The sequence below is a fragment of the Sporosarcina sp. YIM B06819 genome, from assembly GCF_033485175.1.
Taxonomy (GTDB): domain Bacteria; phylum Bacillota; class Bacilli; order Bacillales_A; family Planococcaceae; genus Sporosarcina.
The window spans coordinates 210,653-233,151 of the sequence record NZ_JAWLIQ010000001.1; the positions used below are offsets into that span (position 1 = coordinate 210,653).

General features: G+C 41.3%; 22 protein-coding genes and 1 other annotated feature. Of the genes, 16 read left to right on the forward strand and 6 right to left on the reverse strand.

Going from position 1 to position 22,499, the window contains the following annotated elements:
- Positions 1–18: 18 nt before the first annotated feature.
- From R2B72_RS01040 to R2B72_RS01050, 3 genes are all read right to left on the reverse strand, one after another.
- On the reverse strand, positions 19–234 hold the full coding sequence (locus R2B72_RS01040) for a hypothetical protein (RefSeq protein ID WP_318614256.1): 216 nt from the start codon (positions 232–234) through the stop codon (positions 19–21).
- An 81-nt stretch (positions 235–315) separates the two neighbouring features.
- On the reverse strand, positions 316–1,893 hold the full coding sequence (locus R2B72_RS01045) for an FAD-dependent oxidoreductase (RefSeq protein ID WP_412177768.1): 1,578 nt from the start codon (positions 1,891–1,893) through the stop codon (positions 316–318).
- 70 nt (positions 1,894–1,963) lie between these two features.
- Complete coding sequence (locus R2B72_RS01050; RefSeq protein ID WP_318614258.1) at positions 1,964–2,941, reverse strand: polysaccharide deacetylase family protein; 978 nt, start codon at positions 2,939–2,941, stop codon at positions 1,964–1,966.
- 180 nt (positions 2,942–3,121) lie between these two features.
- Here R2B72_RS01050 and R2B72_RS01055 point away from each other — a divergent pair, with 180 nt between their 5' ends.
- From R2B72_RS01055 to R2B72_RS01090, 8 genes are all read left to right on the forward strand, one after another.
- Positions 3,122–4,192 carry a Fe(3+) ABC transporter substrate-binding protein gene (locus R2B72_RS01055; protein ID WP_318614260.1) on the forward strand — a complete coding sequence of 357 codons (1,071 nt, stop codon included), beginning with the start codon at positions 3,122–3,124 and terminating at the stop codon, positions 4,190–4,192.
- A gap of 68 nt (positions 4,193–4,260) precedes the next feature.
- A complete protein-coding gene (locus R2B72_RS01060) occupies positions 4,261–5,892 on the forward strand; it encodes an iron ABC transporter permease (protein ID WP_318614261.1) in 1,632 nt (543 codons plus the stop codon).
- Position 5,893: 1 nt separating this feature from the next.
- Positions 5,894–6,637: an ABC transporter ATP-binding protein gene (locus R2B72_RS01065; protein WP_318614262.1), complete on the forward strand. Its 744-nt coding sequence runs from the start codon at positions 5,894–5,896 to the stop codon at positions 6,635–6,637.
- A 492-nt stretch (positions 6,638–7,129) separates the two neighbouring features.
- Positions 7,130–9,064 (forward strand): threonine--tRNA ligase, encoded by a 1,935-nt coding sequence (thrS, locus tag R2B72_RS01070; RefSeq protein ID WP_318614264.1) that lies wholly within the window; start codon positions 7,130–7,132, stop codon positions 9,062–9,064.
- A 70-nt stretch (positions 9,065–9,134) separates the two neighbouring features.
- Positions 9,135–9,282 (forward strand) — a sequence feature (ribosomal protein L20 leader region).
- A gap of 78 nt (positions 9,283–9,360) precedes the next feature.
- Positions 9,361–9,879, forward strand: a complete 519-nt coding sequence (gene infC, locus R2B72_RS01075; RefSeq protein WP_203246966.1) for a translation initiation factor IF-3 — start codon at positions 9,361–9,363, stop codon at positions 9,877–9,879.
- A 27-nt stretch (positions 9,880–9,906) separates the two neighbouring features.
- Entirely contained in the window at positions 9,907–10,107 is a 201-nt protein-coding gene (gene rpmI / locus R2B72_RS01080; RefSeq protein WP_203246687.1) for a 50S ribosomal protein L35, read from the forward strand.
- A 41-nt stretch (positions 10,108–10,148) separates the two neighbouring features.
- Positions 10,149–10,508 (forward strand): 50S ribosomal protein L20, encoded by a 360-nt coding sequence (gene rplT, locus R2B72_RS01085; RefSeq protein ID WP_318614266.1) that lies wholly within the window; start codon positions 10,149–10,151, stop codon positions 10,506–10,508.
- 123 nt (positions 10,509–10,631) lie between these two features.
- Positions 10,632–10,922, forward strand: a complete 291-nt coding sequence (locus R2B72_RS01090) for a DUF1294 domain-containing protein (protein ID WP_318614269.1) — start codon at positions 10,632–10,634, stop codon at positions 10,920–10,922.
- A gap of 30 nt (positions 10,923–10,952) precedes the next feature.
- Here the strand turns inward: R2B72_RS01090 and R2B72_RS01095 are convergent, their stop codons facing one another.
- Positions 10,953–11,333: a sigma-w pathway protein ysdB gene (locus tag R2B72_RS01095; RefSeq protein WP_318614270.1), complete on the reverse strand. Its 381-nt coding sequence runs from the start codon at positions 11,331–11,333 to the stop codon at positions 10,953–10,955.
- Between the two features lie 93 nt (positions 11,334–11,426).
- Between R2B72_RS01095 and R2B72_RS01100 the strand changes: the two genes are divergently transcribed.
- From R2B72_RS01100 to R2B72_RS01125, 6 genes are all read left to right on the forward strand, one after another.
- Entirely contained in the window at positions 11,427–11,912 is a 486-nt protein-coding gene (locus R2B72_RS01100; RefSeq protein WP_318614271.1) for a dUTP diphosphatase, read from the forward strand.
- Positions 11,913–12,005: 93 nt separating this feature from the next.
- Complete coding sequence (locus R2B72_RS01105; protein ID WP_318614272.1) at positions 12,006–12,500, forward strand: helix-turn-helix transcriptional regulator; 495 nt, start codon at positions 12,006–12,008, stop codon at positions 12,498–12,500.
- An 80-nt stretch (positions 12,501–12,580) separates the two neighbouring features.
- On the forward strand, positions 12,581–13,372 hold the full coding sequence (locus R2B72_RS01110) for a metallophosphoesterase (RefSeq protein WP_318614273.1): 792 nt from the start codon (positions 12,581–12,583) through the stop codon (positions 13,370–13,372).
- Positions 13,373–13,500: 128 nt separating this feature from the next.
- Positions 13,501–14,478 (forward strand): zinc-binding dehydrogenase, encoded by a 978-nt coding sequence (locus R2B72_RS01115; protein WP_318614363.1) that lies wholly within the window; start codon positions 13,501–13,503, stop codon positions 14,476–14,478.
- A gap of 114 nt (positions 14,479–14,592) precedes the next feature.
- Positions 14,593–16,272, forward strand: a complete 1,680-nt coding sequence (locus R2B72_RS01120; RefSeq protein ID WP_318614274.1) for a formate--tetrahydrofolate ligase — start codon at positions 14,593–14,595, stop codon at positions 16,270–16,272.
- Between the two features lie 173 nt (positions 16,273–16,445).
- Positions 16,446–17,903, forward strand: coding sequence for a GGDEF domain-containing protein (locus R2B72_RS01125; RefSeq protein WP_318614275.1), 1,458 nt, complete (start codon positions 16,446–16,448; stop codon positions 17,901–17,903).
- Positions 17,904–17,957: 54 nt separating this feature from the next.
- Here the strand turns inward: R2B72_RS01125 and R2B72_RS01130 are convergent, their stop codons facing one another.
- Entirely contained in the window at positions 17,958–19,655 is a 1,698-nt protein-coding gene (locus R2B72_RS01130; RefSeq protein WP_318614277.1) for a M3 family oligoendopeptidase, read from the reverse strand.
- 215 nt (positions 19,656–19,870) lie between these two features.
- Between R2B72_RS01130 and R2B72_RS01135 the strand changes: the two genes are divergently transcribed.
- Both R2B72_RS01135 and R2B72_RS01140 read left to right on the forward strand, forming a co-directional pair.
- A complete protein-coding gene (locus R2B72_RS01135) occupies positions 19,871–20,155 on the forward strand; it encodes a DUF6509 family protein (RefSeq protein ID WP_318614279.1) in 285 nt (94 codons plus the stop codon).
- A gap of 208 nt (positions 20,156–20,363) precedes the next feature.
- On the forward strand, positions 20,364–21,347 hold the full coding sequence (locus R2B72_RS01140) for an NAD(P)/FAD-dependent oxidoreductase (RefSeq protein WP_318614280.1): 984 nt from the start codon (positions 20,364–20,366) through the stop codon (positions 21,345–21,347).
- Positions 21,348–21,391: 44 nt separating this feature from the next.
- On the opposite strand, the gene R2B72_RS01145 is transcribed toward R2B72_RS01140, so the two are convergent.
- Positions 21,392–22,498 (reverse strand): DUF1648 domain-containing protein, encoded by a 1,107-nt coding sequence (locus R2B72_RS01145; protein ID WP_318614282.1) that lies wholly within the window; start codon positions 22,496–22,498, stop codon positions 21,392–21,394.
- Position 22,499 lies beyond the last annotated feature (1 nt).

Sequence of the window (22,499 nt, forward strand, 5' to 3'; positions counted from 1 at the left end):
TCATGTAATGAGTTGATTTTAATAATTCCCTTTCCCAGGGTCTAAATCATTATTGTTTCGTTTTTTATTATTATTGTTGTTGTTTTGTTCTTTCAACTGATTGACTTCAAATAAAGACCCGAATTCCCCGCGCATGTCGTTGTTGTCAGGGTTTTGATTTTGATAAGGGTCTTGTTTTCGTTTTTGGTTGTTATTTTGGTTTTTTTCCTTGTTTCTGTCCTTATTTTTAGGCAAGATTAATCACCTCCATGAACATATCATGTGTTTGTTAGGGGTTTTAATCCCAGTAAATTAATTCCAAAATATATTTGGAAATCAATAACCAGAATCCTCTGATGTCAAATTATCCAACATTGTATAGTCATATTGTTGTAACGGTTTTTCAGCAGGACCTTCAATGACTTCTCCAGTAAATGAAAATCTAGAACCATGACAAGGGCAATCCCAGGTCCGGTCGCCATTATTCCATTCCACTTCACATCCGATGTGTGTACAGGTTGTATCTACAATATGTAGTTTACCGGTATCATCTTTGTAAGCACCTTTTCTATGCCCTTCCAACGTAATAACGGCACCTTCTCCATTGGCTAAATCTTCAGGAGATCTTTGCGGTGAATCTAACTTCCCTTTTATTAGCTGACCGACAACATTGGCGTTCTCAACTAGAAAGTTTTTCAGACTTGGATGTGCATAGAAACGGGAAGGGCTATATAGCTTCTGGAATGTATTTTCTTTTCCTACAATCATATCCCGGAATAGAAGGGCAGCTGCGGTGCCGTTGGACATCCCCCATTTCCGAAAACCGGTCGCAAGTAGGATATTGGGTTGTCCAGAAGTTAATTCGCCGATATAAGGAAGTTTGTCCAAGGTCACTAAATCTTGTGCCGACCATCGGTAAACGATGTCATCTAGTCCAAAAACTTCTTCGCCGAAGGTTTCTAGTGCCTTGTAGTGTTCCATTGTCTCAATACCTTGGCCGGTCTTATGGCTCTCTCCAACAATTAGCACCAATTCCTCGCCGTTCACTGTTACGGAACGAAGGGAACGTGTTGGCTCATCAGCGCTTATATAGATTCCGCCTGGGAATTTCTTGGTCGTTTTGACCGCAAGCGCGTACGATCGATCTGCATGTAGCCTTGTCGAATAAAGCCCCAAACCTTCATAAAAAGGGAAGTGCGAACAAACAAGTACATGTTTGGCTGTCACACGGTGATCCTTGCTAGTTAGAACAGTCGGTTGCTCTCCCGTTTCTATGTTTACAGCTGTTGTATGTTCAAAGATGAGGCCAGCCTTGTCCTTAAAATCTTGGATAAGGTGGATTAAATATTTTGTAGGGTGAAATTGAGCTTGGTCTTTCATCACAAGTGCATTTTCTATGTCAATATCAAATGGGATACTAGCAACAAGACCTCCGTTAATTCCAAGCTTTTCATAGGCTTCTGCTTCTTTTTCAATCTTGCGTGCGTATTTTTCGGTCGTAGCGTAAATATAGGCATCCTGAATACTGAAATCACAATCGATGTTATGTTGTTCTATTGTTTCTTTCATAAAGTGTAAGGCTTCTGCATTCGCTTCATAATACAATCTTGCATTACTTCGTCCAATATTATGGATGAATTCATCGTATATTAAATCATGCTGGGCTGTAATTTTGGCAGTCGTATGTCCTGTTGTGCCGTTCAACACTTTCCCAGCCTCCAAAACGGCGACCTTCAATCCTTCTTTTGCTAAAAGGGAAGCAGATGTAATCCCTGTAATCCCTGCCCCTACAATGACAACATCCACATTGATATCCTCTTCTAAACTTGGGAACTTTGGAAATGTCATATTGGCCCTCCAATATGACTCAGTACCTTGTGGTAATTTTCCATTTTCCAGATGATTATGGGTCACTAAAAATCCTCCATTCGTCAATTAACTAGTGCTAGGATTCCCATTCACCATTGGACTATACACAAATTAACTATTTGACACTTTTATAGGGGCGATTGTACTTGTCAATGCGTTTTTCACTCATGAGATCACTAACCGTACCTAGTTGGTATCCTTGCTCTTGAATACCGTTTATCATCTCCTTCAGCCCCTCTGCGGTAGGTTTTGTAGGATGCATCAGAACCATTGAACCGTTTCCTACGCCAGTCAAAATCCGGTGAACCATTTCCGATGTTGCAGGTTTTCTCCAATCCACTGTGTCGACCGTCCAAAGAATGGTTTTCATTCCGAGTTCATGAGCGACATCAATGGTTTGCTGATTAAAACTTCCACTTGGCGGCGCAAACCATATTGGTTTTATCCCCAAAGTTGCCTCAATGACATCATTTGTTTTTTTCAATTCATCTATTGTCTCGCCCCTAGAACGTTGTTGAAGGTCGGGATGGCTGTAAGCGTGATTCCCAATTTCATGCCCTTCCAGGCTAATCATAGTAGCTAAGTCGGGGTTCTTTTTAACCCAACTGCCATCAAAAAAGAATGTTGCTTTGACATTGGAATCTTTCAGCGTTTTGAGGATGCCGGGGATGTATTCGTTGCCCCACGCGACATTGATGAGTAAGGCAACCATAGGTTTTTCAGGATTGCCTTTAAAAATAGGGGAGGGAGGCAGGTCATCCAAATGAACTTGTGGTGACACTTCCTTATAAACGAGTTGGCTCTCATCAAAATCGTTGCTGGTTAACATTCTTTTGGCACTAGTTTCGATATCAACGACTAATCCGTTATAGCCTGGAATTGCTTTCCATACTCGATCTACAATCGCATCAATTGGTTTTATATCATGCTCCATTGCGTAGGATTGAATCTTTTTTCGTACTTTTTCATTGTCAATCGTGATGGATGTTGCCATAGTTGTTATGGTGTCAGAGGGGAGGTTTTTTAAGTTGCTAACCATCCATATAATTGAACCAACAGCTAATACGCATACTATCGGAAATATTTTCTTCATGTTTGCCTCCTTTATTTTGCGGTCATTACATCGTAATTTTCCCTAACTTTGAATTTCAATACCTTATTGATTCAATATATACATATATTTAATATTGACTTCCATTGAATTTCATTATATATTGTTAGTGAGATTGAGAATCATTTTCAGTCAAAAATAAACGTTTGGAGATGGAAGTTTATGAAGAAGAGTTTGATCCTACTCGTTGTTGCCATGATGCTCGTACTTGCTGCATGTGGAAGCACAACTAAAAAGGAAAGTGGAACTGAAAAAGACGCAGTTGCTAATAAACCTGAGAAATCGGAAGTGAATTTGTATACAAGCCGTCATTATGATGTTGATAATGAATTATATAAGAAGTTTGAACAAGAAACAGGCATTAAAGTGAACGTCATCAAAGACGAAGCAGACGTACTAATCGAGCGCATTAAACGTGAAGGAACTGCAACGAAAGCAGACCTATTACTAACAGCTGACGTCGGCAGACTGTACCGTGCGAAAGAAGAAGGACTTCTTCAACCTGTGTCAAGTGACATATTATCGAAACAAATACCTGAAAAATTCCGTGATGTTGACGATATGTGGGTTGGTTTGACGAAACGTGCGAGGATTCTCGTGTATAATAAAGATAAGGTCAAACCTGAAGAGCTTTCCACATACGAAGCGCTTACAGAAGGTAAGTGGAAAAGCCGTGTTCTCGTTCGCTCATCTGAAAGTGTTTATAACCAATCACTACTCGCTTCATTCATCGAGATAAATGGTGAAGAGAAAGCAAAAGAATGGGCACAAGGTATCGTCAATAATTTTGCCCAAAATCCTGAAGGTGGAGATCGTGACCAGGCGAAAGCAATCGCTGCGGGCATCGGTGACATCGCAATAATGAACTCATACTATTTTGGTCAAATGCTTAATTCACAAGAACCAGAAGAAGTGAAAGTAGCAGAAGGTCTTGGCGTCTTCTTCCCGAACCAAGAAACAACGGGTACACATGTAAATATTAGTGGAGCTGGAGTTGTCAAAGGTTCGAAAAATGCGGATAACGCACTTAAATTACTTGAGTTCCTTACAGCAGAAGAGGCGCAAGGCGAGTTTGCTTCAGCGAATTTTGAATACCCTGTGAATGCAAATGTAGAACCTTCAGAACTTCTCAAATCATGGGGAGATTTTAAAGAACAAGATATACCCTTAACGACTCTCGGAGAAAACAACGCGAAAGCGATTATGATTTTTAACGAAGTCGGCTGGAAATAAAAGTCGAGCCCCCTTCCGTATATTCGGCTAGGGGGTTATTGCTGAAAAGGTAAAGGATGGGTTTTGTTATGAACAAGCATTTAGCGAATGTGAACGGGTGGACAATTGGTGCAGTACTTATCATCATCTTGCTTTTTCTACCAAATATGTCGATTGTAGTTGGCGTTTTTTCGCCAGCAAGTGATAATTGGGCGCATATTAAGGAATTCATGCTTCTTAACTATATAAAGTCGTCGCTCACACTCGTTCTCTTTACAGCGCTGTTCACAATTGTAATTGGGCTCAGTCTTGCTTGGCTCATTGCCCAATATCATTTTCCACTCAGGAACTTTATGAAATGGGCGCTTATTCTACCTTTATCAATTCCGCCATTCATTGGTGCTTATACATATCATGGCATCATTAATTACACGGGCGTTATTCAAAAGACACTTCGTAATCATTTTGAAATCACACCGAATCCTGCTTATTTTGACATTATGAATGTCCCAGGTGCGATTTTCATTTATACACTTTTTCTTTTTCCATACGTCTATATGATTACGAGAATTTTTCTTTCCCATCAAGCAGCATCTTTAATTGAAAGTGCACGAACACTTGGCAAGGGTCCTTGGGAAATTTTCTTCAAAATCGTACTGCCTATTTCCCGTGTGTCCATAATTGGTGGGGCAAGTCTGGTTGTATTGGAAGTGCTAAACGATTACGGAGTCGTAAAATATTTCGGAATTCAGACGTTTAGTACGGCTATTTTTCAAACATGGTTCGGACTTGGTGATTTAGAGTCATCCATTAAGCTAGCTGCTTCACTTATGGGGATTGTCATTGTCATTCTTATTATTGAACGTTTACTCCGAGGAGGTAAGCAGTACAGTTATTCGACAACAAAAGTGAGGCCACTACCGCTTGTTAAGCTGACAGGGAAGAAAGCGTTCTTTGCAACTTCTTATACGCTTGTCATTTTTAGCATCGCATTCCTGATTCCCATCCTCCAGTTGTGCAGCTGGGTTATACTGACATTTGGTAAGGTGCCCATGGGAGATGTATTGCTGTATACAAAAAACTCTGTAATCGTGGCAGGTCTAGGTGCTTCCCTCATTATTGTCTGTTCATTAATTGTCGGTAACTTTAGTCGGGTTGTGAATCATAAGTTTGCGAAAGTATTGCCGAAATTGACAGTTCTCGGCTATTCAATACCAGGAGTAGTTGTTGCTGTCGCTGTTATCACAACATTCATTGCGCTCGACCGGCTCCTCGCACCTGTCTATCAATTTTGGGGTCTGGATTCGGAGCTTGTGTTAAGTGTCAGCCTTTTCATGCTCATAAGCGCATATGTCATCCGCTTTTTTGCAATCGGTTATAATTCAATTGAAGCAGGTTTCGATAAAATCGGAACCGATTTCCGTGATGCATCGCGCATGCTTGGGGCGAAAAGCCTTCGGACATTTTTCAAGGTAGACGTTCCGATGATGAAGGGTGCAATTATTAGTGGATTTATCCTCGTGTTTATAGATATACTGAAAGAGATTCCGTTAACGCTAATTTTGCGACCGTTTAACTATGATACACTCGCCACAAAGGCGTTCCAATATGCAAGTGATGAAAAGATTATGGAAGCATCTCAAGCTTCATTACTGATTGTCGGTGTGAGCACAATTGCGATCTTCGTTTTCCATAAGTTACTCAGAGAGGAGCCAGAATAATATGTTTATGGATATTAAAAATTTGCAGTTCTCTTATCCCAAATCTCCATTGAAAACAGTTGATAATTTTTCCTTCACAGTGGAAAAAGGGGAAGTTATTTCAATACTTGGACGCAGTGGAAGTGGGAAAAGTACTCTCTTACGATTAATTGCAGGCCTTGAAATGCCAGTAGGGGGTTCACTAACCCTGAACGGTAAGAAAATGTTTTGTAATCAAACTTTCCTGCAACCGGAAAAACGGGGAATTGGTATGGTGTTTCAGGATTATGCACTTTTCCCGCATATGAGTGTTGAAGAGAATATATTATTCGGTCTCTCAAAAATGAGTCGGAAAGACAAGAAGAAACGAGTGCAAGAAGTACTTGAGCTAGTTGAATTGATTGGATTTGAAAAACGATACCCACATCAATTAAGTGGCGGTCAGCAGCAACGGGTTGCACTTGCACGAGCAATGGCTCCGGAACCAGAACTAATTCTTCTTGATGAGCCATTTAGTAACCTGGATACAGATTTACAGGTGAAAATACGTGGTGATCTTCGACGGATTTTAAAGAAAGCAAAAACCACTGCTATATTTGTTACACATAATGAAAATGATGCTCATGCACTTGCAGACCGCATTGTGAAAATTAAAGACGGTAAGATTGACAAAATTGGACGCCCATGCGATTTATTGGGCGTTTCACCTACAGAAATTCCTGGTATGGTTGAAATTACTTACGATGAGCTTGTCGGTGTTCGGTAAAGTGAAACTTTAATCAGTGGGGGCTTCATTTCCACTGATTGTTAGTTGAACCATCGGGCTTTTACGGGCAGTTAATCCAAAATTTCTGCCCCTCGGATTCAGCTTGTTTTTGTACTGGGATTGTACTGCCCGTTAATGCAGGATAAAATGAACTTGCATTTAATACGTAATCAAAGTATACTCAATTTTAATTAACTGAAATGCTTAGAAGAGGACAATAATCGAAATATCGAACTATAGAGAACGGGGCCATTGGCTGGAAGCCCTGAAGGATAGATATACGATTTACCACCTTGGAGCAGCGATGGCGAACATTTTTAAGTAGCTATCGACGGTACCGGCCCGTTAGCCGACGTCAAGCTTCATCTTTCCGATGCTTTTTTTGTCGTATCGGTTTGAAGAAACAAGGGTGGAACCGCGAGCTAAAGCTTCGTCCCTTTCCAGGGATGGGGCTTTTTTTATTCCCAAAAATAATAAATAGGAGTGTTACCAATGGCAGATATGATTAAATTACAATTTCCAGATGGCGCAGTAAAGGAGTTCCCGCAGGGGACAACAACGGAGGACGTAGCCGCATCCATCAGCCCAGGACTTCGCAAAAGTGCATTAGCAGGTAAAGTAGGGGACAAACTAGTTGATTTGAAAACACCACTGACTGAAGGTGGCGACTTTGGAATCATTACACCTCAATCAGCTGAAGCTCTAGAGATTTTACGTCATAGTTCGGCGCATCTTTTGGCGCAAGCGGTAAAACGTAAATTCCCAGATGCGAAATTGGGCATTGGACCTGTTATTTCTAGCGGTTTCTATTACGATATCGATTCACCAACACCGATTACAGCGGAAGATTTACCTGAACTTGAAAAAGAAATGCGAAAAATTATTGCTGAAAATGTGGAAGTCATCCGTCACGATGTGTCACGCGAAGAGGCGGCAGAAATTTTCGAGAAAATCGACGATCAATACAAATTAGAGTTGCTTGAAGCAATTCCATCAGGCGAGCAAGTATCCCTCTACGAACAAGGCGATTTCATCGACCTATGCCGTGGGGTTCACGTGCCATCGACTGGGAAATTAAAAGAAATCAAATTGCTTAGTATCGCAGGTGCTTATTGGCGCGGCGATTCTAATAACAAAATGCTGCAACGTATTTATGGTACAGCATTCTTCAAAAAAGAAGAGCTAAAAGAGCATCTACGTCTATTGGAAGAAGCGAAAGAACGTGACCACCGTAAAATCGGTAAAGAATTGAATTTGTTCATGAACTCGCAAAAAGTGGGCCAAGGCTTACCGATGTGGTTACCAAAAGGTGCAACAATCCGCCGCATTATCGAACGTTATATTGTCGATAAAGAACAGAAGCTTGGTTATGACCATGTATATACGCCTGTTCTTGGAAGCGTAGAATTGTATAAAACGTCAGGTCACTGGGATCACTATCAGGATGGCATGTTCCCTGTCATGAGCATGGACAACGAGGATCTTGTGTTGCGTCCGATGAACTGCCCTCACCATATGATGATTTACAAAAATGGCATTCATTCATATCGAAACCTGCCATTACGAATCGCGGAACTAGGAACGATGCACCGTTATGAAATGTCGGGTGCGCTATCAGGATTACAGCGTGTTCGTGGAATGACATTGAATGATGCACATATCTTTGTCCGTCCCGATCAAATTAAGGATGAGTTCAAACGCGTTGTGCAACTTGTCATTGACGTTTATAAAGATTTCAAGATTGAAGATTATTCATTCCGCGTGTCATACCGTGATCCGGCAGATACAGAAAAATACTTTGATGACGATGCGATGTGGAATCGTGCACAAACGATGTTAAAAGAAGCAATGGACGAAATGGGTCTGGATTATGTGGAAGCGGAAGGCGAAGCGGCATTCTACGGACCGAAATTGGACGTTCAAGTAAAAACGGCAATTGGTATGGAAGAAACTTTGTCAACTGTACAGTTGGACTTCTTGTTACCAGAACGTTTTGACTTAACATATGTCGGTGAAGATGGTAAACAACATCGTCCGGTCGTTATTCACCGTGGTGTCGTGTCCACAATGGAACGCTTTGTTGCATTCCTAATTGAAGAATACAAAGGCGCATTCCCGACTTGGTTGGCGCCTGTTCAAGTAGAAGTAATTCCGGTATCCCCAGATGCGCATTTCGATTATGCAGATGGCGTACGTGAAAAACTAGTGGCATCTGGCTTCCGCGTGGATATTGATAGCCGTGAAGAAAAAATTGGTTACAAAATCCGTGAAGCACAAATGCAGAAAGTACCTTACATGCTCGTCCTTGGTGATAAAGAAGTAGAAACAGGTGAAGTAAACGTACGTAAATACGGTGAGCAGAAATCAGAAAGCATGCCGTTTGATGAATTTATTACTAGATTGCAAGAAGAAGTAACTACAATCTAATTAAAATCGTTGACACAGAAAACATCCCGTGTTAAAGTAATTAAGGTTAGTAATGACTGAATACAGTTTGTGGTATAAGAAGAGGCTACCCGCTTCTCACCTGTTTGACGCCTAGACGTTGTTGACAGGTCAACACATGAGTGAACGTGCCGTGCATTTTGATGCACGTACACATACGCGGGTAGACAAATCTAATTTGTCTACCTTTTTTTATTGGATGGACCTGTGGGAACGACTTAATTGGTCGATATACCCAAACCATGTATTCGCGAGATAACATCCGGAGGTGGATTACTATTAGCAAAGACATGTACGTAAATGAGGGCATTCGTGCCCGCGAGCTGCGAATTATCGATCATAACGGCGATCAGCTCGGAATCAAAACCCGTACCGAGGCACTAGAAATCGCCGCTCGTGCGAATTTGGATCTTGTCCTTGTCGCTCCACAAGCGAAACCCCCAGTAGCTCGTATCATGGACTATGGGAAGTTCAAATTTGAGCAACAGAAAAAGGACCGCGAAGTACGTAAAAATCAGAAGATTATCCTACTTAAAGAAGTTCGGTTAAGCCCGACAATCGATGAGCACGATTTTCAAACGAAACTACGTAACGCGATCAAATTCCTTGAAAAAGGCGACAAAGTAAAATGCTCTATCCGTTTCCGCGGACGTGCGATTACGCACAAGGAAATCGGTCAGCGCGTCCTTGACCGCTTCGCTGAAGCGTGTAAAGATGTATCTACGGTTGAACAACGACCGAAGATGGAAGGTCGCAGCATGTTCTTAGTGCTCGCACCAACTGCTGAGAAACAGTAACAACGAAAGATTTAGGAGGAACAGAACATGCCAAAAATGAAAACTCACCGCGGCTCAGCGAAACGTTTCAAAAAAACCGGTTCTGGTAAATTGAAACGCGGCCGTGCTTACACAAGTCACCTTTTTGCAAACAAATCGACAAAAGCAAAACGCCACCTGCGTAAAGCTTCACTCGTATCTTCAGGAGACTACAAACGTATCCGTGAAATGCTCACATACGTAAAATAATTCAAACCATAATCGGACAGAAAAGCAGGAGGTAATGAACTATGCCACGCGTAAAAGGTGGAACAGTGACGCGCAAGCGTCGTAATCGAGTATTGAAATTAGCAAAAGGTTATTACGGTTCAAAACATAGACTTTACAAGGTAGCAAACCAACAAGTGATGAAATCACTTAACTATGCATACCGTGACCGTCGTCAAAAGAAACGTGAATTCCGTAAACTATGGATTACACGTATCAACGCGGCTGCACGTATCAATGGTCTTTCATACAGCACATTGATGCACGGCTTGAAAGTAGCTGGTATTGATGTTAACCGTAAAATGCTTGCTGATCTTGCAGTAACTGACGCACAAGCGTTTGCACAACTTGCAGATGCAGCTAAAAAATCAATCGCAAAATAACAGTACTACAAGAAGCCGCCACGAGAACCGGAGTTAATCCGGCCTCGGGGCGGTTTTTGATTATCTGCGCGTTCCAGTGAACAAATAGTGTAAAATGGAGCAAGACAGAAGGAGGGGAAATGAGTGGAATCAGTAGCAATGAGTTGGATTATTTTTATGTCCATTTGGGCATTTGCGGCAATGGGCTTTGATAAACGACAGGCAAAAAAAAGAGGGCGCAGAGTGCCGGAAAAAAATTTATGGCTATTGGCCTTTGTTGGAGGAGGTATAGGTGCTTATCTCGGCATGCAAATGTTTCGGCATAAGACGAAGCATACATCATTCCGTATCGGCTTTCTCCTTTTAGCAATGGTCTACGTAACGGGTATTCTGTATCTGTTAGGTGTCCGGATGCCAGCTGTTTTTGAGGTATAAGAAAAAGCCCGTCAACTAAACGGGCTTTCATCAAGAATTCATCAATTGCTCAATTGGATTTTTCCAACTGATATCAGCTTGAGGGTAGTTAGATAGAATTTCTGATTTTAGGAAATGAAAATCATCTTTCGTGAATCCTTGAAGTTTTGCTTCGTCTTTTACCCAGATAAAAATGGAAACGACATCAAAAGAATCCTCAGTTGTTCCTAAATATTTTTCACCTTCAAATAGAGCACCCTTATACGTGATGAAGAAGTTTTTTCGGACATTTTTTACATCATCATAAAAATAAAATTGCTGTTGCTCATAGGCTTCATCCAATTTGCGCTTAGGATCCGTCAAATAACGAATACCGCGGTAAAATAAGTAGACAACGAAAGCGATGATGACAAAACGGATCAGCAACGCCATAACAGATCCCCCTTCACTTTATACGTAGTACTCTCTTATACGGATGAAATGGGAATTGGTTTCACTATTATTACATTTTTCGGAGGTTTTTTTATGCAATTGACAAAATTATTTTCTATGCAGCGACAACTGGATTCATTTATTCAAAATAATCGGCAACAGCAGACCGATGTTTTTCAAGAAAAAGGGTTGGCACTTCTTATAGAACTAGCAGAATTGGCGAATGAGACACGTTGTTTCAAATTTTGGAGCACGAAAGGCCCGTCGGCTGATGCTGTTATTCTGGAGGAGTACGTGGATTCCATTCACTTTCTCCTGTCTCTAGGTATTGAAAAGGATCTTCATTCGCTAGAAAATTGGCCTATAGGTGAAATTGAAGGAGAATTGACGCAGTTATTCTTGAAAACAACGGCTGCTATTCACCGTTTTTTAGAGGAACTAACAATGGATTCCTATGAGCAAGTGTGGGTCTATTATGGTGCCATTGCGAATAAGTTAGGATTTACAAATGAAGACATTATACAGGCCTATATAGCGAAAAATGAAGAAAATTATAAACGGCAGAAAACAGGCTATTAAAAAGTTTTATAGAAAAATCAAAAAATTGATTGACAGAATCCTCTTAATAAAAAATAATAGAGATAGTAAGTGGAATATTAGGGAGGCGTCAATATGAACGAATGGAACAAAGAAGACTTTGGGGTGCGCTTAAAAACATTGAGGGAGCAACGTGGATTATCCATGATGGCATTTGGGACGGCTATCGGGACATCGGCAAGTCGTATTAAAGATTGGGAAAAAGGAAAGAATGCCCCATCTGCTGCTTGGATTGCAAAAATATCGGAACGATTCAATGTTTCGACTGATGAGCTAATCCTTGGTAATGCGAAAATATCAAAAGCATTTAAAAACTCTGGTTCTCCAAATGTCGATCTACTGTATGATAAGCTACGCGAAACGATTGCGGATGAGCTAGAAGTGGATGAAGAGTCAGATCAGACTGCTGAATTGTACGCTCAACTGGATGCTATTAATAAGGAACAATATAGAAGTGGCAAGGGAAGAAGACGTGCGGAGCGAGAATTGCTTGCAATCCTAACTGAACTTCCAAAGAAAGAAGTGCTTGAGCTGTTGGAGCTTGCTAAAGTGAAAAAACGCTGGTTGTAATGGCGCCTACTAGTAAACTGAAAAAGAAGAGGAGACCTATATGGTTACGAATCATAGTAATTGTAGGCCTTCTTACTTTAATGACGTATTGGGGCAATACAACAGTCGGCGTGACGACATACGATATCATTTCCGATAAACTTCCCGCTGATTTCGACCACTATAAAATCATTCAGTTATCGGATTTGCATGATGCGGAATTCGGTGACCATCATGAACAAGTTGTCAATAAAGTGACAATGCTTGCACCAAATGCGATTTTCATCACAGGTGATTTTATTGACAGTAATCGTTACAATCTTGAACAAAGTTTAGTCTTAGTTGAAGAGCTTCAATCGGTTGCGCCGATGTATTATGTTACGGGTAATCATGAAATTGCAACGAATGATACGGAGCGCATCAAAGGTGCACTAGAGAATTTGGGTGTGAAGGTTTTATCGGATGAAGCTGAAATCATTACATCGAGTGAGGGGAATGCCATCGCGATTGGTGGAATCGAAGATCCGATGTCCAGTTCCTTGGACGACAATGAAGCGGTCGAGGCTTCGATTCGTCAAGCATTTGAACAAGTCCCAGATGAAGTATTTAAACTATTGTTGTCGCATAGACCGGAACAATTTGAGGTTTATGCTGAGCGAGGCATCGACGTGACATTCAGCGGTCATGCCCATGGAGGTCAATTTCGCATTCCGGGACTTGGTGGACTTGTCGCACCAGGGCAAGGCTGGTTTCCAGTATATACATCAGGAGTACATGACAACAATGGCAGTCGTATGATTGTCAGCCGGGGGCTTGGGAATAGTATTATTCCAATCAGAATTTTTAATCAACCCGAGATTGTTGTCGTCACATTAAGAAAAGAAAATCGATAATAATAAACGCAAAGAGCATAATGCTGTTTGCGTTTTATTATTGTATGAATAATTGGGAAAACTATGAAAGTGCTAGCGCTTTCATGTTATGATGGAAGTAAATGAAATGGTAGGGAAGGATGATCACTGTGAAAGCGCTTGTCCATGAAGCAGGGAAATTGAAAATTAGTGAAATGAAGGAGCCGGTCGCGGGAGTTGGTGAGGTTGTCGTCGCAATACGAGCAGCAGGTTTGAACCGTCGTGATTTGTACATACCTGCTCGTAGAGGGAATGCAACTGAAGCTTTGACGTTAGGTTCTGACGGGGCAGGTGTGATTGAGTCGTTAGGTGAACGGGTGACTACATTTAATGTAGGGGATGAAGTCATTATCAATCCCGCGCTTCGGTGGTATGACAATAGTGATGCACCACCAGCTGACTTTGATATATTAGGAATGCCTGATCATGGAACATTCGCAGAGAAAATTGTTTTATCAGCGGAGCAAATCGAAAGGAAGCCGACTCACTTAACCTGGGAAGAGGCAGCAGTACTATCCCTAGCAGGAGTGACGGGCTATCGTGCTTTATTTACAAAAGGGGGTTTGCGGGCTGGCGATACGGTTTTCATCCCGGGTGCGGGGAGTGGTGTTGCGACATATCTCATTGCATTTGCTAAAAATAGTGGAGCACGCGTGATTGTTACATCGCGTAGCGAAGAAAAGAGGAAGCAGGCCCTTGCACTTGGAGCGGATATTGCGCTTGATACAGCGGGTGATTGGCAACAGCAATTAGCGGGCGAAACGATTGACTTGGTTATTGAAAGTGTCGGGCGAGCAACATTCAATCGTTCGTTAAGTGTGTTGAAAAAAGGTGGGCGCATCGTTGTGTTTGGGGCTACAACAGACGATGTAGTCGACTTGGATTTAAGGGCATTTTTCTATGGTCAATACCAACTATTTGGCTCAACGATGGGGAGCCGAGAAGAGCTACGTGACATGCTGGCACATATTGAAAAGTATGGGACGCGTCCAGTCATTGATGCTGTGTTTAACTTGGATGATGCGTTGTCGGCATTTGACTATATTGAAGATAGTAAGCATTTTGGAAAAGTGGCGCTGCGACTATAAAGGAATGACTATGGTGATACAATTGACTGAAATCTTCATGCAAATGTCAGAAATAAAGGCCTATTACAAAACATGAATGCGCTATACTGTAAATAAAGAAGGGTGGAGTTTGTTATGACAGAAGAGGTTATTCCATTGACGGATTTAGAAATCGCATCAAAAGCGGTAATGAAGCCAATTTGGGAAATTGCTGAAAAAGCAGGCATCCCAGAAGAAGCGGTTGAGCCATATGGTAGGTATAAAGCAAAAATTGATGTAACCAAGCTAGCTGGAACAAGTAAGAATGGAAAAGTGGTGCTCGTTACCGCGATTAGTCCAACACCGGCTGGTGAAGGCAAGTCGACTGTTACGGTTGGATTGGCAGATGCACTTTCTAGATTAGGAGAAAAGACGATGATTGCCTTACGGGAGCCTTCTCTTGGTCCAGTCATGGGCATGAAGGGTGGCGCAACGGGCGGTGGTTATGCACAGGTGTTGCCGATGGAAGAAATCAATTTGCATTTCAACGGAGATATTCATGCCATTACAACAGCGAATAATGCATTGAGTGCCATGATTGATAACCATCTTCACCATGGTAATATTTTGCGAATTGATCCACGAAGAATTACATGGAAACGTGTGCTGGATATGAATGATCGTGCACTGCGTCATGTGACTGTCGGACTTGGTGGGCCAACGCAAGGTGTTCCAAGAGAAGATGGCTTTGACATTACAGTAGCCTCTGAAATTATGGCGATATTTTGCCTAGCAACGAGTCTAACAGACTTGAAAGAACGGATTGCTCGGATTGTCATCGGCTATACATATGACAAGGAAGCGGTTACGGTTCGTGATCTTGGCGTGCAAGGTGCACTAACTCTGCTGTTGAAAGAAGCATTTAAACCTAATTTAGTTCAGACCATTGAAGGGACTCCAGCGTTGATTCACGGTGGTCCATTTGCGAATATTGCACATGGTTGCAACTCGTTGATGGCGACAAATACAGCGCGTAAACTAGCAGATGTTGTTGTTACCGAAGCAGGGTTCGGAGCAGATTTAGGTGCCGAGAAATTTATGAATATTAAAGCACGGCAAGGAAATTTCGCACCTGATGCAGTTGTCATTGTCGCGACAGTGCGTGCGTTAAAAATGCATGGTGGAGTGCCAAAAAATCAGCTTAAAGAACACAATACCCAGGCAGTAAAAGACGGCATGAAAAACTTGGCAAAACATATTGATACGGTACATGCTTTTGGCGTAAAGCCTGTGGTGGCGCTTAATCACTTCATTACGGATTCGCCTGATGAACATAAAGTCGTTATGGAATGGTGTGCAGCAAACAATATCCGTGTGGCATTGACGGATGTATGGGAGCATGGAGGACAAGGTGGATTGGCATTAGCACAAGAAGTTATTAGTCTGTTAAACGAACCAAACAACTTTGCCCCGCTCTATCATGTAGAACAATCCGTACATGATAAGATTGTAACAATTGTTCAAAAAGTATACGGTGGGCAAGGCATTATCCTAACAGATAAGGCGTTGAAAAATCTTCAGGATATCGAAAAGAATGGTTGGGATGTGTTGCCAATTTGTATGGCGAAAACCCAATATTCATTTTCAGATAATCCGACAGTACTTGGTCGTCCCGAAGAATTTACAATTACGATTCGAGAAGTTATCCCGAAACTAGGAGCTGGATTCCTCGTTTGCTTAACAGGAGATATAATGACGATGCCAGGATTACCAAAAACTCCAGCCGCGCTTGCCATGGATATAGACGCTGAAGGCAATGCTGTTGGTTTAATGTAAAATGATTGCAATAGAAGAGAGGAAAAAAAGACTATCATCGGGTAGTCTTTTTTTATTAATAATGAACGAATTATGAAAATTACATATTTATGTGCTTTTTATCACAGCAATAAGTTATAATATATGTAGTTAATAGGTACTGAAATAATGTAAATGGAAGGGGAAAGGATTGGGTGAATAGACATTTTAGAATTCAGCTGACAATGGTTCTCATCGCCTTTTCTCTAGTTCTCTCTTTAATGATTACTTGGTTTGATTATGGCAAGCTGAAAGAACGCGTGTTGATTGGACATGAAACGAAGATTGGGATGGCAGAAAGTAAAGTCGTTGACTCGCTGACTACGATTGATAATGTTTACAACTTAATGGACTATCAAATGGCTGATGAAATGGAAATCTTCTCCAACGAATTACTTGCGAAGTATGAAGAGCAGCCTGATTTTGATAAATGGGATTTCCAAGAACTGAAAGAGCGTATGGGTATGGAGATTTTTATAATTGATGAAAATAATAGAGTTATCAATAGTAGTATGGATAAAGATATTGGATTAGACTTTCAAAAATGTTGTACGGGTCTTGCGAAGCTATTAACTGAAAGAAGGACAGGTACTGCCTTTACGCATGACGGAATGGACTTGCAACAAAGAACAGGTGAAATAAAAAAATTTAGCTATATGCCAACGCCAGACCATAAATATATTATTGAGCTGAGCTTACCGCTTGAAGACAAAGAAATTTTTCAACAATTTAATTTTATGAAAACAATTGCTTTTTTGGAAGAGAAATATGATGAAATTAACTCCATACGTGTCTATAATTCGGCAGGACGTCAACTTGGAGTTAAGGAAGTACGAAAGGTATTACCTGCCATGCGCTCGGTCATTCGGGAGACGTTAAGTACTGAAGAGCCGCAAGAACGTAGTGATGGGAATATTACGTATCGTTATATTCCTTACTTTGCTGATGATCCACGTGGCTTATCGACGAGGCGTGTTGTTGAAATAGTCTATAATAATGGAGAATTAGCGGGTCTGCTGGGTATCTATCGCAATGAATTTATTTTACAATTATTTATCATAATTGTTGCATCCGTAGGTCTTTCCTTCATCATTGCACGTCTTGTTGCAAAACCAATCTATCTTGCGTTTCATGATAGTTTGACAGGGCTGAAAAATAGGGCAGCATTTGACGAGGAAATTAAAAGAAGATTAGCGAAGAAACAGGGTAGTGTGGCTTTGATGATGATTGATATTGATAACTTTAAAACAGTGAATGATACGCTCGGACATGGAGAAGGGGATCGTATTTTGAAGCTGGCCGCAACAACAATTCAAGATATCGTAGGGCCAAGTCATGTGATTGCAAGGGTAGGGGGCGATGAATTTGTCGTCGTCTTATCAAAAATAAAAGAGCGTGATTTGAAACAGCTTGCTGAGAAAATGGTGGACAAACTCAAAGAAGAGCTGCTGGCACAGCGTCAACTTGAAAATATGAATGTATCAATCAGTATGGGAATTGCTTATGCAACGATGCATGATGAGGCGGATACGCTGTACGAAAAAGCTGATTATGCGTTATATAAATCGAAAGAAAATGGTAAAAATCAATTTAACTTTTACACAGTGGCATGATATAGATATAGAAAGAGGGCTATCCAAACTAACTGGATAGCCCTTCTTTTCTGTTTAAAGTGCCTTATCATCCACTGAATCAAGCCATGATTCGATAGTGCCAATGACAGATTCCACACAACCATCCTCAAATGGGGAAATTAGGTTTGCTTCAGCAACGAGTTTTGTAAATGATTTAGAACCGCCAAGTGTGCAGAGATGTAAATAGTCTTTCCAAGCAGCTTCGTGGTCTTCACGTGAACGTTTCCAAAATTGGAACGCGCAAATTTGTGCCAATGTGTAATCAATATAATAGAAGGGACTTGCATAAATATGCCCTTGACGTTGCCATGCTGCACCCGATTCCAAGTATTCGATGCCATCATAATCGCGCATTGGTAAATAGATCTGCTCAATTTCTTTCCAAGCGGCTTTACGCTCGGTTGGCGTCATTTGTGGGTTTTCATAGACAACATGTTGGAACTCATCGACAGCAACACCGTATGGTAAAAAGAGCAGTGCGTCGCTAAGATGTGAGAACTTATACTTATCTGTTTGTTCTTTGAAAAAGAGTTCCATCCAAGGCCAAGTGAAAAATTCCATACTCATGGAATGGATTTCAGCACCTTCATAGGTCGGCCACATATATTCCGGAATGCCAATGTTGCGACTAGAATACACTTGGAACGCGTGTCCTGCTTCATGCGTCAGTACATCAATGTCTCCAGAAGTACCATTGAAGTTGGAGAAGATGAACGGTGAATCGTAGTCATCGATGAATGTACAATAGCCACCCGCTTCTTTCCCTTTCTTCGCTTCAACGTCCAATAAATTTTTGTCCGTCATAAATTTGAAGAATGTATCTGTTTCAGGTGACAGTTCAGCATACATCTTTTTCCCGTTGTCAATGATCCATTCAGGAGAGCCTTGCGGCGTCGCATTGCCTGTTAAGAAATTAAGAGACTGGTCATGGTATTTCAATGAATCTACACCAATCCGCTCTGCTTGGCGTTCGTAGAGACGGTTAGCAAGGGGCACGATGAAATCCCGTACTTGATCGCGGAACTTTTTCACCATAACCGCATCATAGTCAATGCGATTCATACGTACATAGCCGAGTTCTACATAATTTTTATAGCCAAGTGTTGTTGCGATTTGGTGGCGAAGTGTAACGAGATCATCATAGATGCTATCGAATTGCTCTCCGTTATCTGCATAGAATTTTTGAGTGGCTTCCAATGCAGACTTGCGAATGGCACGGTCTGTCGATTCTGCATAAGGTCCCATTTGTGCAAGTGTTAATGTCTTGCCATCAAATTCGATTTGTGCGGAAGCTACGAGTTTAGAGTAGTCAGATGCCAATTTATTTTCCTTTTGGAGCAGCTCGACAATTTCGGGTGCAAATGATTTGATAGCATTATCCGCAAGCGCGAATAACTGACTGCCCCATTGTTCCTCAAGTTGTGCTCTAAAGGGTGTTGAGACAAGCTCCTTATAGTAAGCAGTTTCAAGCTCTTGGTATTGGGGCCCAATTTCATCGAAATAATCCCGTTCTTTTTGATAGAATTCGTCATTCGTATCAATGGAAGCACGAATATAGACCAAATTAGACTGAGTGGAATAGTTGCGACCGATAGCATTAATCTTTTCCATCACTTCGTTTTGTTGTTCAAAAGAGCCTGCGGAGCGGAATTCCTGAAGTAGAGCTTCGAATTCATTTTTTAACGTCGCCATTTCAGGTCTTGTGTATTGATAGTCTTCAAATTTTAACATACGATTTCCCCCTGAATGTTTACTAGTGAAATACTTCACTGTTTCTATTGTTCACGAAGTTCGGACATATTGCAAAAGAAAATTGCTAGAAATGGAAAATTATTTAGGGGAAAGAGTTCATTGCATCTTTTTTTCGTCGAATGGGTTATGATTGGAGTAGTGTGCAAAGTGTGCATTGTTATGTGAAAAATTGTAAGTGAGAGGTTGTTGCAACTATGGAAATTAACGAACATATTGTCGATAAAATGCTTGATCCAACTGGAATTATTGCTGGGGAACGTTATCAATTTCGATTATACCTAACTTTGGATGAAGAAGATGAGCTTTACGCTGAAGGCGGAACGGGCCTACGCGTCATTTTTGCAGTTGATGGAGACGAAGAGCGAATTGCATCGTATCACTTTTTTGAGCGAGCTTCTGAAAAAGTCCTTGATTTTGAATTAGAGGATGATGAAAAAGAAATCGTTCTGGCGTTTTGTAAAGCGAACAAAGGAGAATAAGCAAGTTAAGCCTGTACATTAAATTGTGCAGGTTTTTCTCTACTTGGCCTTATTAATGTAAAACATATTATGTGTTTTTTTTAGCGAATTAGTAGATAATGAGTAAAGTGGATGCAGAGGGCTTTGTTTTTCATCCAGACTCCGGGCGCCAGACGTTCGGGTAACTCATCGAGACGAAAAAGAAAAACTATAACAGGAGTGTTTGCAGATGAATAACGAAATCGTCGATATTACAATCATCGGGGGAGGACCAACCGGGCTTTTCTCTTCATTTTACGCGGGAATGCGAGAGATGTCTGTTAAGATTATTGACAGCTTGCCACAACTTGGCGGTCAGTTGATAGAACTATACCCTGATAAATATATATATGATGTTGGTGGATTCCCGAAAATCCTTGCGAAGGATTTCGTTGCAAATCTAGTGACACAAGCACATTATGCCAAGCCAGAAATTGTTTTAGGCGAAACGGCTTTATCGGTTACACGTGATGGTGATCACTTCATCCTTCAAACAGATAAAGGTGTTCACTTGACGCGTACTATATTATTAACAGCTGGAATTGGTGCGTTCCAACCACGGAAAATTGGCTTGAAGGAAGAAGTCGATTACGAAGGAACAACACTGCATTACGGCATTAAAGATTTGTCGATTTTCAAAGATCAAAACGTTGTCGTTTGTGGCGGCGGAGACTCAGCAGTAGATTGGTCACTTATGCTTGAGGATATAGCGGCAAACGTGACACTTGTTCACCGTCGTGAACGTTTCACAGCGCATGAAACAAGCGTCAATCAGCTAATGGAATCCAAAGTGAATGTCAAAACATCACGTGCGATCAAAGCGATAGAAGGCGAAGCAGGAGCGATTAGCGGCGTTGTACTTGCTGATAAAGAAGGCGTGGAAGAACGATTAGCTGTCGATCACTTGATTGTCAATTATGGAAATATCTCATCACTTGGACCATTGAAAGAATGGGGTCTTGAGATGGATCGCAACTCTATTTTAGTCAATACACGCATGGAGACGAATATTGAAGGCATTTACGCAGCTGGCGATATTACGAACTATGATGGCAAGGTGAAGTTAATTGCTGTTGGATTAGGTGAGGCGCCGATTGCTGTCAACCATGCGAAATCACATATTGATCCTAAAGCAAGAGTACAGCCGCTTCATAGTACGAGTGTGTTTAGCTGAATAGATTAATTGAAAAAAAGCCGCAAAATTGCGGCTTTTTTGATTTATAATAGAAAAGAAATGACCAAGATTAGCACTAACGGAACAAATAAGATGATGTAGCCAAGAGGCTGCCCAAAGTTGATGGTCCAACCGATACCAAATCTTTTTTCCACGAAAATGGATGGGTCGTTTTTATTGACGTAAATGGCACCAAACTTCCAATATTGGTCATCGTCAACATCCGTGATGCCGGGTGTGGCTTCATCCTCAAATGCAACTGCTATGCGTGAACCACTTTGGCCAACTTTGAAGGCATAGACGGCTGTCCCGATAAGGATTAGTAATAGAAAACCGAGTGGCATGATGAGCATAAGCGCAGTGTTGCCAATACCTTCGTGAATCGTTGATAAGTGCAGAAAACTCATAAGAATTGTCGAGAGTACAGTTGTCATAAATAAAAACCAACTGCTATATTTTCGGAAGGACAGCTGTTGAACTTGGGAACTTTTACTTTTAGCGGCATTCAATTTAATGCCTGACCGTTTTATTAACGCATTGAATCCAAGTAACATCCCTTGCATGATTAATTGAATAAGTAAAAGGGCAATAACAGAAAATGGTGTTTTAGGGCTGAAAGCATCCGGTTGCCCATTAGGTCCCCAGTGCGTCGGAATCATATCGGGCATATTGCCGTATTGCGATGCGGTATAGGCGATCAGACCAATTGTGATCGCCATTGGTAAGGCATAGATAGACGATGGAAGCATTTCATCTTTCGTACGAATGGCTAAGTCGACAATTCGTATTTGCTTCAAGTCGGCACCCCAGTTATGAGCGCGTTTTAACTGGGTCGTTTTCGCGTGGAAATATAAATAAAGAGCCATGGTGAGAAAAAGAATACCAAATTGAATCGCTAATCCTATCAAGACAATTTGTTCTTCAGTAACGGTGTTGCTGTTGGCCCAAAATGCAAAACCGAAGAGCGAGATAAGTCCGATGCTACTGATGATTGCTGAATACATTTTTCTATAAGACGCAACAACCATATTATCCGTATAGCCTTCTGGAATAGTGACACCGAAAGCGATTGTCCGTCTTAGTAAAAATGGAATGGCAGACTCCATAACGACAATGAAGCCGAAAATAATCAAAAAAATGGTGATCGTCATT

Excerpts from the sequence above, each read along its gene's own strand:
- R2B72_RS01050 (WP_318614258.1), bottom strand. The coding sequence starts at position 2,941 with ATGAAGAAAATATTTCCGATAGTATGCGTATTAGCTGTTGGTTCAATT.
- R2B72_RS01055 (WP_318614260.1), top strand. The coding sequence starts at position 3,122 with ATGAAGAAGAGTTTGATCCTACTCGTTGTTGCCATGATGCTCGTACTT.
- R2B72_RS01060 (WP_318614261.1), top strand. The coding sequence starts at position 4,261 with ATGAACAAGCATTTAGCGAATGTGAACGGGTGGACAATTGGTGCAGTA.
- R2B72_RS01065 (WP_318614262.1), top strand. The coding sequence starts at position 5,894 with ATGTTTATGGATATTAAAAATTTGCAGTTCTCTTATCCCAAATCTCCA.
- thrS (WP_318614264.1), top strand. The coding sequence starts at position 7,130 with ATGGCAGATATGATTAAATTACAATTTCCAGATGGCGCAGTAAAGGAG.
- rpmI (WP_203246687.1), top strand. The coding sequence starts at position 9,907 with ATGCCAAAAATGAAAACTCACCGCGGCTCAGCGAAACGTTTCAAAAAA.
- rplT (WP_318614266.1), top strand. The coding sequence starts at position 10,149 with ATGCCACGCGTAAAAGGTGGAACAGTGACGCGCAAGCGTCGTAATCGA.
- R2B72_RS01095 (WP_318614270.1), bottom strand. The coding sequence starts at position 11,333 with ATGGCGTTGCTGATCCGTTTTGTCATCATCGCTTTCGTTGTCTACTTA.
- R2B72_RS01100 (WP_318614271.1), top strand. The coding sequence starts at position 11,427 with ATGCAATTGACAAAATTATTTTCTATGCAGCGACAACTGGATTCATTT.
- R2B72_RS01105 (WP_318614272.1), top strand. The coding sequence starts at position 12,006 with ATGAACGAATGGAACAAAGAAGACTTTGGGGTGCGCTTAAAAACATTG.
- R2B72_RS01110 (WP_318614273.1), top strand. The coding sequence starts at position 12,581 with ATGACGTATTGGGGCAATACAACAGTCGGCGTGACGACATACGATATC.
- R2B72_RS01120 (WP_318614274.1), top strand. The coding sequence starts at position 14,593 with ATGACAGAAGAGGTTATTCCATTGACGGATTTAGAAATCGCATCAAAA.
- R2B72_RS01130 (WP_318614277.1), bottom strand. The coding sequence starts at position 19,655 with ATGTTAAAATTTGAAGACTATCAATACACAAGACCTGAAATGGCGACG.
- R2B72_RS01135 (WP_318614279.1), top strand. The coding sequence starts at position 19,871 with ATGGAAATTAACGAACATATTGTCGATAAAATGCTTGATCCAACTGGA.
- R2B72_RS01140 (WP_318614280.1), top strand. The coding sequence starts at position 20,364 with ATGAATAACGAAATCGTCGATATTACAATCATCGGGGGAGGACCAACC.
- R2B72_RS01145 (WP_318614282.1), bottom strand. The coding sequence starts at position 22,498 with ATGACGATCACCATTTTTTTGATTATTTTCGGCTTCATTGTCGTTATG.